Source organism: Candidatus Streptomyces philanthi (assembly GCF_059553635.1).
Genome location: NZ_JCANQV010000223.1, coordinates 1 through 9,928, shown reverse-complemented (window position 1 = coordinate 9,928; position 9,928 = coordinate 1). Strand labels below are relative to the sequence as shown.

Annotated in this window: 9 protein-coding genes; 7 read left to right on the top strand and 2 right to left on the bottom strand. The window is 73.8% G+C overall.

What is annotated here, in order from left to right:
* From AC51EU_RS22255 to AC51EU_RS22235, 5 genes are all read left to right on the top strand, one after another.
* The coding region (locus tag AC51EU_RS22255; RefSeq protein ID WP_496268797.1) for a TOBE domain-containing protein at nt 1-289 on the top strand (289 nt) is incomplete at its 5' end.
* Complete coding sequence (locus AC51EU_RS22250; protein WP_496268796.1) at nt 286-1,218, top strand: ABC transporter permease; 933 nt, start codon at nt 286-288, stop codon at nt 1,216-1,218. The genes AC51EU_RS22255 and AC51EU_RS22250, both read left to right, overlap by 4 nt.
* Nucleotides 1,218-2,036, top strand: coding sequence for an ABC transporter permease (locus AC51EU_RS22245; RefSeq protein WP_496268795.1), 819 nt, complete (start codon nt 1,218-1,220; stop codon nt 2,034-2,036). Before AC51EU_RS22250 ends, AC51EU_RS22245 begins: the two co-directional genes overlap by 1 nt.
* Nucleotides 2,037-2,041: 5 nt before the next feature.
* Nucleotides 2,042-3,460 (top strand): NAD(P)/FAD-dependent oxidoreductase, encoded by a 1,419-nt coding sequence (locus AC51EU_RS22240; protein WP_496268794.1) that lies wholly within the window; start codon nt 2,042-2,044, stop codon nt 3,458-3,460.
* Between the two features lie 113 nt (nt 3,461-3,573).
* On the top strand, nt 3,574-4,026 hold the full coding sequence (locus AC51EU_RS22235; RefSeq protein ID WP_496268793.1) for a bifunctional DNA primase/polymerase: 453 nt from the start codon (nt 3,574-3,576) through the stop codon (nt 4,024-4,026).
* On the opposite strand, the gene AC51EU_RS22230 is transcribed toward AC51EU_RS22235, so the two are convergent.
* Nucleotides 3,959-4,684 (bottom strand): phosphatase PAP2 family protein, encoded by a 726-nt coding sequence (locus AC51EU_RS22230; protein WP_496268792.1) that lies wholly within the window; start codon nt 4,682-4,684, stop codon nt 3,959-3,961. The genes AC51EU_RS22235 and AC51EU_RS22230 overlap by 68 nt on opposite strands.
* A gap of 521 nt (nt 4,685-5,205) precedes the next feature.
* Complete coding sequence (gabT, locus tag AC51EU_RS22225; RefSeq protein ID WP_496268791.1) at nt 5,206-6,555, bottom strand: 4-aminobutyrate--2-oxoglutarate transaminase; 1,350 nt, start codon at nt 6,553-6,555, stop codon at nt 5,206-5,208.
* A gap of 247 nt (nt 6,556-6,802) precedes the next feature.
* On the opposite strand from gabT, the gene AC51EU_RS22220 reads away from it, so the two are divergent.
* Nucleotides 6,803-9,253, top strand: coding sequence for an ATP/GTP-binding protein (locus AC51EU_RS22220; RefSeq protein WP_496268790.1), 2,451 nt, complete (start codon nt 6,803-6,805; stop codon nt 9,251-9,253).
* Between the two features lie 157 nt (nt 9,254-9,410).
* Nucleotides 9,411-9,928, top strand: a 518-nt coding sequence (locus AC51EU_RS22215; protein ID WP_496268789.1) for a PucR family transcriptional regulator ligand-binding domain-containing protein, incomplete at its 3' end; no start/stop codon positions are given.

The following is a 9,928-nucleotide window of genomic DNA, read 5'->3' as shown; positions in this document are numbered from 1 at the left end:
CGAGAAGCTCGCCCTGGCGCACGTCGGCGCCACCGGGGACCTCCCCGAGCGCCACAACCGGCTCACCGGCCGCATCAAGGACGCCAGCTTCATCGGCGTCTCCACCCAGTACACCGTCGAGGTACCCGGCGTCGGCGCGGTCTCCGTCTACGAGCAGAACGTCGAACGCGACGCGCGGCTCGTCGCCGGGGCCGAGGTCGTCGCCCACTGGAACCCCGAGCACACCTTCGGACTCGACGCGTCCCAGGACATCGACGCGGGCGCGGACCCCGACGAGGAGGCCGCGTGACCGCCACCGAGGCCCCCGCGCCCCCCTCCGCCACACAGCCACCACCGCCGCCGCGCAAGGCACCCGCCCGCAGGCGCCTGGTCCCCTACTGGCTGCTGCTGCCCGGCATCCTGTGGCTGCTGGTCTTCTTCGCCGCCCCGCTGGTCTACCAGGCGTCGACCTCGGTACAGACCGGCTCCCTCGAAGAGGGCTTCTCCGTCACCTGGCACTTCGCCACCTACGCCGACGCCTTCGCCTCCTACTGGCCGCAGTTCGTCCGCTCGGTGCTCTACGCCGCGACCGCGACCGTGCTGTGCCTGCTGCTGGGCTACCCGCTGGCCTACCTCATCGCCTTCAAGGCCGGACGCTGGCGCAACCTCGTGATGATCCTGGTCATCGCCCCGTTCTTCACCAGCTTCCTCATCCGCACCCTGGCCTGGAAGACGATCCTCGCCGACGGCGGTCCGGTCGTCGGCGTCCTCGACGCGCTGCACGTCCTGGACGTCACCAGCTGGCTCGGCCTCACCGACGGGCACCGGGTCCTCGCCACCCCGCTCGCCGTGGTCTGCGGACTGACCTACAACTTCCTGCCGTTCATGGTCCTGCCGCTGTACACCTCGCTGGAACGCATCGACCCCCGGCTGCACGAGGCCGCCGGCGACCTCTACGCCCGGCCCGTCACCACCTTCCGCAAGGTGACCTTCCCGCTGTCCCTGCCCGGCGTCGTCGCCGGCACCCTGCTCACCTTCATCCCGGCCACCGGTGACTACATCAACGCCGAGCTGCTGGGCTCCACCGACCAGAAGATGATCGGGAACGTCATCCAGTCGCAGTTCCTGCGGGTCCTGGACTACCCGACCGCCGCCGCGCTCTCGTTCCTCCTGATGGCGGCGATCCTCGCGATGGTCACCGTCTACATCCGCCGGTCCGGGACGGAGGAACTGGTCTGATGGCCGACACCGCACGCATCCCGCACCGGGCCCTGGCCTGGGTGCGCCGCCACCTCGTCACGATCGCGGGCCTGGCGACCCTCTCCTATCTCGTCCTGCCCAACGTCATCGTCCTCGTCTTCTCCTTCAACAAGCCCAACGGCCGCTTCAACTACCGCTGGCAGCGCTTCTCCACCGACGCCTGGGCGGACCCCTGCGGCGTCGCCGACCTGTGCGGCTCGCTCGGGCTGAGCCTGCGGATCGCGCTGTGGGCGACCGCCGGCGCGACCGTCCTCGGCACCATGATCGCGTTCGCGCTGGCCCGCTACCGCTTCCGCGCCCGCTCGGCCGTCAACACCCTGATCTTCCTGCCGATGGCCATGCCCGAGGTCGTCATGGCCGCCTCACTGGCCACCCTCTTCCTCAACATGGGCATCCCGTTCGGCTTCTGGACGATCCTCATCGCGCACATCATGTTCTGCCTGAGCTTCGTCGTCACCGCCGTCAAGGCCCGCGTGATGAGCATGGACCCCCGGCTCGAACAGGCCGCGCAGGACCTCTACGCCACCCCGGCGCAGACCTTCCTGCGCATCACCCTGCCGATCGCCGCCCCCGGCATCGCGGCCGGCGCCCTGCTCTCCTTCGCGCTGTCCTTCGACGACTTCATCATCACGAACTTCAACGCCGGCTCCACCGTGACCTTTCCCATGTTCGTCTGGGGATCGGCGCAGCGGGGCACACCCGTTCAGATCAATGTCATCGGAACGGCGATGTTCCTCATCGCCGTGTTGTGCGTAGTCGCCGGACAATTCGCCGGCAAACGCCGCAAGAGGAGCTGAGAACCATGGCACGAGCTGCCATGAACCCGACCCCCGTCCACGCACTCGCGGACGCCGCCCCCGTCCCCTTCTGGCTCGACGACCCCGGCCGCCCCGCCGCCCTGCCCGCCCTCGTCGGCGACGAGCGCTGCGACCTGCTGGTCGTCGGCGGAGGCTATTCGGGACTGTGGACCGCGCTGATCGCCAAGGAACGGGACCCGCACCGCGACGTCGTCCTCGTCGAGGGCGCCGAGACCGGCTGGGCCGCCTCCGGCCGCAACGGCGGCTTCTGCGCCGCCTCCCTCACCCACGGCCTCGGCAACGGCCTCGCCCGCTGGCCGCACGAGATCGCGACCCTCGAAACGCTCGGCATGCGCAACCTCGACGCCATCGAGGACACCGTCGGCCGCTACGGCATCGACTGCTCCTTCGAACGCACCGGCGAGATCGACATCGCCACCCAGGCGCACCAGGTCGCCGAACTGAAGGAGGCCGCCGAGGACGCCGGCCGGCTCGGGCAGGGCCGCCACACCTTCCTCGACCGCGACGCCCTGCGCGCCGAGATCGACTCACCCACCTTCCACGCCGGGCTCTGGAACCGCGACGGCGTCGCCATGCTCCACCCCGCCCGCCTCGCCTGGGGCCTCAAACGCGCCTGCCTCGACCTCGGCGTCCGTGTCTACGAGCACACGCCCGCCACCGCCCTCACCCGCAGCGGGCCCGGCACCGCCGTGCGCACCCCCTACGGACGGGTCCTCGCCCGCCGTGTCGCCCTCGGCACCAACGCCTTCCCGTCCCTGGTGCGCCGGGTGCGCCCGTACATCGTCCCGGTCTACGACCACGCCCTGATGACCGAGCCGCTCTCCGAGGAACAGCGGGCCGCCATCGGCTGGAAGAACCGCCAGGGACTCTCCGACAGCAACAACCACTTCCACTACTTCCGCATCACCGACGACCACCGCATCCTGTGGGGCGGCTACGACATCGTCTACCGCTACGGCGGCGGCGTCCGCGCCGAGTACGACCACCACCCCGCCACCTACGCCAAGCTCGCCCGGCACTTCTTCCGCTGCTTCCCGCAGCTGGAGGGGGTGCGCTTCACCCACGCCTGGGGCGGCGCCATCGACACCTGCTCCCGCTTCTCGGCGTTCTTCGGCACCGCCCACTCCGGCCGCGTCGCCTACGCCGCCGGGTTCACCGGCCTCGGCGTCGGGGCCACCCGGTTCGGCGCGGAGGTCATGCTCGACCTCCTCGACGGCGCGGACACCGAACGCACCCGGCTGGAGATGGTGCGCACCAAGCCCCTGCCGTTCCCGCCCGAACCGCTGCGCTGGGCCGGTATCGGCATCACCCAGTGGTCGATGAGCCGCGCCGACACCCACGGCGGCCACCGCAACCTCTGGCTGCGGGGCATGGACAAGGTGGGCCTCGGCTTCGACAGCTGAACCCGTCCGGCCGGGTGCGCCGAAGAACTCCCCGCGACCCGTGTAAGGATCGCGCCCCCGCGGCCTCTCCCCGGTGACCCCGGCCCGAACGGGCCGGGAGAACGAGGAGAGACATGACCGCCGCGGGGGCCAGGAACGCAGTGGAATGGCTGGTGTCGGCCGCACCCGACCCCGGAGCCTGCCGAAAGGAATGGGAGCGCAACCCCTTCGGGATGGTGCTGCTGCCCGCCGGCCGGATCTGGGACGTACTGATCGTCGAGGGAACCCTGGGGGGCCCGGCCCTCGACGTCCTCATCCGGTGCACCGGGCGGCCCGGCCCGGTGCTCGCCGACTTCGGCGACGCGAGAACGGGCTTCTTCGTACCGCCGGGCGTCACCGACCGCTGGCTGGGCACCGGCCTGCGGGCGGCGGGCGCCGGGACCTGGGTCGTGGTGCCCTACCCCGGCCGGGCCACCGGCCGCGTCCGCTGGCTCGTCCCACCGGACGGCAGCGGCACCCTCACCGACCCGGGCGTCCTCGACCTCGCTCTGCACGAGGCGGCGGCGTTACGGGCGCACCGGGGCTGACACCGGGGCACGACGGGGCGGACGGCCGGGCCGCGAGTGCGCCGTCCGCCCCGCGGGCCGCCCAGCGGTCGCAGGCCGCGCACCACAGCCCGAGCAGCACCCCGGCCAGGCACCAGCTCCCGGCCACGTCCAGCGGCCAGTGGTAGCCCTGGCGCACCAGACCGATCCCCACGCACACATTCAGCGCCACCACGACCGCCGCCGTCACGACCCGCGTCCGGCGGCGTCCCGGCGGCCGGTGGCAGCGCACCACCAGCAGCCCCGCCAGCCCGTAGGCGACCGCGGCCGTCGCGCCGTGCCCCGAGGGGTAGAACGTGTCGGCGGCGCCGCTCATCCGCGGCGGGCCGGGCCGGGCGAACCACAGCTTGAGCGGCACCACCACCGCCGGGAGCAGGGCCAGCGTGCCCAGCGCGGCGAGCGACGGGAACCAGCGGAAGGACGGGCCGGGAGACCGCTCGCCACAGGTCCCGCGGCCCGCGCCCCACCCCCGCCAGCCGCGCCACACCACCCACCCGGACACCCCCAGCAGCACCGGCAACGCGACGGCCGTCCCGCCCAGATCGGCGAAGAACTGCGCGGGAGCCCCGGGCACCGCACTCACCGCCACCGCGCGGCCCAGCCGCTCGTCCCACGCCCGCAGCCCGCCCACCCCGGCCACCGGAAGACTGACCAGGACGAACAGGAAGGCGCTGACCAGACTGACGGTGAGCGGCGAGGGGCGGGCGCGGCGCCCGGAAGACAGGACCGGCCGCCCCGGAGCAGGGGGGAGAGCTCCGAGGCGGCCGGGCCGACCGGTCCCCCGCGCGCCCCGGGGGGTCTGGGGCGGGCGGGCGTCCGACCGGTGAGGACCACCGGAACCCCGCGAAGGGGCCCCGGCATCGTGCGCGAGGGCACGGCCAGGCCGGTGCCGGGGGAGCGTCGGCCGGGCATCGCCCGCAGTCCCCTGCGGGCGGGGTATTTCTCTCATCTGCAGAAACCGTACGGCACCCGCGGCGCCTCCGGGAGGCGGGACACCCACCCGCCATCGGCCCCGCACATCTTCTTCACGCCCCGGCGCCGGGGCCGTGCGGCGCCCGCGACCCGTGCGCGGCACATGCCCCCGTGGTGCCCGGACGCGGCACGGCCCGGGGCACGGTCGTCCACCGTGCCCCGGGCCGCGCCCTGCCGTACGACGTCCGGTCAGAGACCGGCGAGGGACGACTCGATGATGTCCAGGCCCTCGTTCAGCAGGTCCTCGCCGATCACCAGCGGCGGCAGGAAGCGCAGCACGTTGCCGAAGGTGCCGGTGGTCAGGACCAGCAGGCCCTCCTGGTGGCACGCCTTGGCCAGGGCCGCGGTCGCCTCCGGGTTCGGGTCCTTCGAACCGGACTTGACCAGCTCGATCGCGATCATCGCGCCGCGGCCGCGGACCTCGCCGATGATGTCGAACTTCTCCGCCATCGCCTCCAGGCGCGACGTCATGACCTCGCCGATGCGGCGGGCCTTGGCGTTCAGGTCCTGCTCGCGCATGGTCTCGATGGCGCCGACCGCGGCGGCGCAGGCGACCGGGTTGCCGCCGTAGGTGCCGCCCAGGCCGCCCGCGTGCGCGGCGTCCATGATCTCGGCGCGGCCGGTGACCGCCGCCAGCGGCAGACCGCCCGCGATGCCCTTGGCCGTGGTGATCAGGTCCGGGACGATGTTCTCGTCCTCGCAGGCGAACCACTGGCCGGTGCGGCAGAAGCCGGACTGGATCTCGTCCGCGACGAAGACGATGCCGTTCTCCTTCGCGAAGTTCGCGATGGCGGGCAGGAAGCCCTTGGCCGGCTCGATGAAGCCGCCCTCGCCGAGCACCGGCTCGATGATGATCGCCGCGACGTTCTCCGCGCCGATCTGCTTGGTGATCTGCGTGATGACCTGGTCGACGGCCTCCTGCGCGCAGTTCTCCGGGCCGGTCAGCCAGCGGTAGGGGTAGGCCAGCGGCACCCGGTGGATCTCGGGCGCGAACGGGCCGAAGCCCTGCTTGTACGGCATGTTCTTGGCGGTCAGCGCCATCGTCAGGTTCGTCCGGCCGTGGTAGCCGTGGTCGAAGACGACGATCGCCTGGCGCTTGGTGTAGGCGCGGGCGATCTTCACCGCGTTCTCCACCGCCTCGGCGCCGGAGTTGAACAGCGCGGACTTCTTCGGGTGGTCACCCGGCGTCAGCTCGGCCAGCGCCTCGCAGACCTCGACGTACGGCTCGTACGGGGTGACCATGGCACAGGTGTGGGTGAAGTCCGCGAGCTGCGCGGTGGCCCGGCGGACGACGGCCTCGGCGCTGTTGCCGACCGACGTCACGGCGATACCGGAGCCGAAGTCGATCAGGGAGTTGCCGTCCACGTCCTCCAGGACACCGCCGCCGGCGCGCTTGACGAAGACGGGCAGCACCGCGCCGACACCGGCGGCGACGGTGGCCTGCTTACGGGCCCACAGCTCCTGCGACTTGGGGCCGGGGATCGCGGTGACGACGCGCCGCTCCTGGGGAAGGGAGGGGCCTCCGGTCGGTTCGGTCATGGCGGTCTCCTCGGGAACGGTACGGACAAAGGGATTGTTCCCGCAGGCTAGGGGCGGGGAAGGGGCTTGGGCATGTTCCGTAAGGGAGAAGTGCGCGTGTCGCGTTGTCCGCGCCGGACATAGCGGTGGCACACGGCCAGTAGATTGAGCGGCGCCGCGCACCGAAGGGGCGGGCGCACCCGGCCGGGCCGCAGGGGCCGCGGCGGGGCACGGCGGAACACGGCACTAGGGGGACAAGGGGCACCCGATGGACACCGAGGGCACGCACCACGCACACCACACCCGCTCCGGCCCGCCACCGCGGCCGATCGTCCCGCCGCCGCGTCCCGCCGGGCCGCCGCCGCGCGTCCCGCCCCCCGCGCCCGCGGGCGATCTGCCCCTCTCGCCCCTGATGACCTGGCTGAGCACCCCGCGCGTCCTGGAGGGCCCCGGCGTCTGGGCCTTCGGGCACCGGCCCAGGCCCCGGGAGGAGCCGCAGCGCACCGCCGTGACACAGCTCGTCGCCGGGGCCGTGGTGGCGTTCCTCGCCGCCTGGCTGCTGTGGTCGCTGCTGATGAACGGCTATCTCGGCCCGTACTGGAAGTGGCCGCTCCAGGTGATGCTCCCCGAGGCGTGGAAGACCGGCAACGCCGGGGTCGTCTCGATGTTCGTGTACATGGCCCTGGTCCTCGGCGCCATCGCCTTCGTCTTCGGCCGGCTGGGCCGCTGGCCCCAGCTCGTACGGCGGCTGCTCACGCCCCTGGCCGACCGGCTGTGGGCCCGGCTGCCGTCCTGGCTGGCGCCCAAGGACCCCGCCGCGCTCCCGGCCGGACAGCTGCTCGCCCGCGCCGCGGTGACGGCGGCGGCGGTCTGGCTGCTGTGGCAGTGGTGCACCGACCAGAACAGCGCGTCCTCGCTGCTGATGCTCCAGATGGAGAACCTCGCCCCCTCCTCGGGCGACCAGACCTCGTACTTCTACTACGTCACCAGCTTCTCCCTGATCGACCTCGGGCTGGTCCTGCTGCTCCTGGGCCGCTTCGCCTGCCCCGGCGAGCTGCGCCGCCGCTGGCTGTCCCCGCGCCGCGGCGCCGCGCCGGAGGCGGCGCCGGAACGGCCCGACGACTCCGTACGGACGCTCCCGGCCGACCTCGCCGAATGGCAGGAGCTGCGGGCCGCCGGGGCGCCCGCGGCCGCCGACCGCCTCGCCCACGAGGCACGCGCGGGCCTGATGAACGACGTCGACCATGTGCGCCTCACCCACGCCTGGCAGTCCGTACGGGCCCTGCCCGACCGGCTGCCGGCGTTCGCCGACGCCGTCCGCCTCCAGGGCGGCGCCGCCTGCCCGCACCCCTCCGCCGCCCGCGACCTGACCGTCCGCACCGCGCCCCACGACCTGCTGACCTCCCAGGTCCGGATCGGCACCGCGGCCGACGACACCCGCAACCCCTACGCGCTGCGCGGCGCCGGATACGCCCTGGCGCCCGAGGCGCTCGGGACCTCGCTGCTCGCCGTCGGCCCGCCCGGCGCGGGGAAGACGACCCGGCTGGTGCGCCCGGTGGTGGAGGCCCTGTGCCTCCAGGCGCTCGCCGGGCGCGCCGCCGTGGTCGCGGTCGGCGCGGCGGGCGCCGGCGTCCTCCCCGACGACGCCTTCGACGTCGTCCTCTCCTTCGGCACGCCCGACCCCGCCTTCGACCTCGACCTGTACGGCGGCACCACCGACCCCGACGAGGCCGCCGGCATCCTCGCCGAGGCGCTGGTCGGCGACCTGGCCGCCACCGCGCCCGGCGCCGACGGACGGCGGGCCGCCACCGCGCTCGGGCAGCTGCTCGGCCCGTTCCGCACGGCGCACGGACGCTTCCCGTCGGTGGCCGAGCTGCGGGAGCTGCTGGACGGGTCCGACCGGGCGATGGACGCGCTGCGGGCCCCCCTGGAGAAGCGGGGCGCGGACGGCGCCCTGCGGGAGCTGGACGCCTGGGAGCGGCAGGCGGAACGCTCCCGGGAGACCACGGCGCGGCTCGCCGACCGGATCGCGCTCCTCGACCGCCCGGCGTTCGCCCGCTTCTTCGACCCCGCCGGCCGCACCCGGCAGCTGTCGCTGCGGGGCCTGGACAACCCGGCGCGCATCCGCGTCGACCTTCCCGAGCACGGGCACCCCGACGCCTCACGCATCCTGGCCCGGCTGGTGCTCGCCCAGTTCACCGCGGGCGCGGTGGCCCGGCAGAGCCGCTCGGTCTTCGCGTGCCTGGTCCTCGACGACGCGGCGCACGCCGTCACCCAGGAGGCGCTGCGCGGCCTCCAGCGGCTGCGCTCGGCGCACGCCGGCGCGGTCCTCACCCTGCGGGCGCTGGACGACGTGCCGGAGGCGCTGCGCAGCGCGCTGCTGGGCACGGTCGGCTGCCGGATGGCGTTCTCGGGGGTGACGACCTGGGACGGGGCGCGGTTCGCCGAGGTGTGGGGCAAGGCGTGGGTGGAGACCCGCGACGTGACCGACCGGCAGATCGTGGCGTACGGCGCCGGGATGAAGGTCTTCCACGCCTTCCGGCAGCTCGTCACGGGCAAGGCCGCGACCGCCAAGGCCGTCACCGTCCGCACCGTCGAGCGGGAACGCTGGTCCGCCTCCGACCTCGCGCACGCCGTCCCGGCCGGGCACGCCGTGCTGTCGCTGACGACGGTGCGGGGGGAGAGCGCGCCACCGGTGCTGGTGGACCTGCGGGGCTGACGGGCCCGGGGCGGACGGGTCGCGTCCGCCCCGGAACACCCCCGTCCGGGCGGTGCCCCCGATTCGGCCGCTGCGGCAGAATCGGAGTCGGCCGCTCCTCCAGGGCGGCCGACCATCCGGCGGCGCCCGCCGGGCCGGCATCGTCATCGAAGGTTCCATGCCCCACACCCTGGCCTCCCTGGTCCACCACACCGCGCTCAAGCTGACCGTGCTCGCGGGCGAGGAACGGCTGGACGCGCCCGTGCGCTGGGCCCACGCCAGCGAGCTGATCGACCCGGTGCCCTACATGGAGGGCCACGAGCTGCTGCTGACCACGGCACTCAAGCTGGACGCCGAGGACCCGCGCACCACCCGCGACTACGTCCGCAGGATCGCCGGCGCCGGGGTCGTCGGCCTGGGTTTCGCCGTCGGCGTCAACTACGAGGACGTCCCGCGGGCACTGGTCGACGCGGCCCGCCAGGAGGGGCTGCCGCTGCTCGCGGTGCCCCGCAGAACGCCGTTCATCGCGATCAGCAAGGCCGTCTCGGCCGCCGTCGCCGCCGACCAGTACCGCGCGGTCACCGCCGGGTTCGAGGCACAGCGGGAGCTGACCCGGGCCGCGCTGGGCACCGAGGGCCCCGGCGAACTCCTCGCCCGCCTCGCCGCGCACCTCGACGGCTGGGCCGCGCTCTACGA

Coding starts and splice junctions, on each gene's coding strand:
- AC51EU_RS22245 (WP_496268795.1), top strand. CDS start 1,218: ATGGCCGACACCGCACGCATCCCGCACCGGGCCCTGGCCTGGGTGCGC.
- AC51EU_RS22240 (WP_496268794.1), top strand. CDS start 2,042: ATGGCACGAGCTGCCATGAACCCGACCCCCGTCCACGCACTCGCGGAC.
- AC51EU_RS22235 (WP_496268793.1), top strand. CDS start 3,574: ATGACCGCCGCGGGGGCCAGGAACGCAGTGGAATGGCTGGTGTCGGCC.
- gabT (WP_496268791.1), bottom strand. CDS start 6,555: ATGACCGAACCGACCGGAGGCCCCTCCCTTCCCCAGGAGCGGCGCGTC.
- AC51EU_RS22220 (WP_496268790.1), top strand. CDS start 6,803: ATGGACACCGAGGGCACGCACCACGCACACCACACCCGCTCCGGCCCG.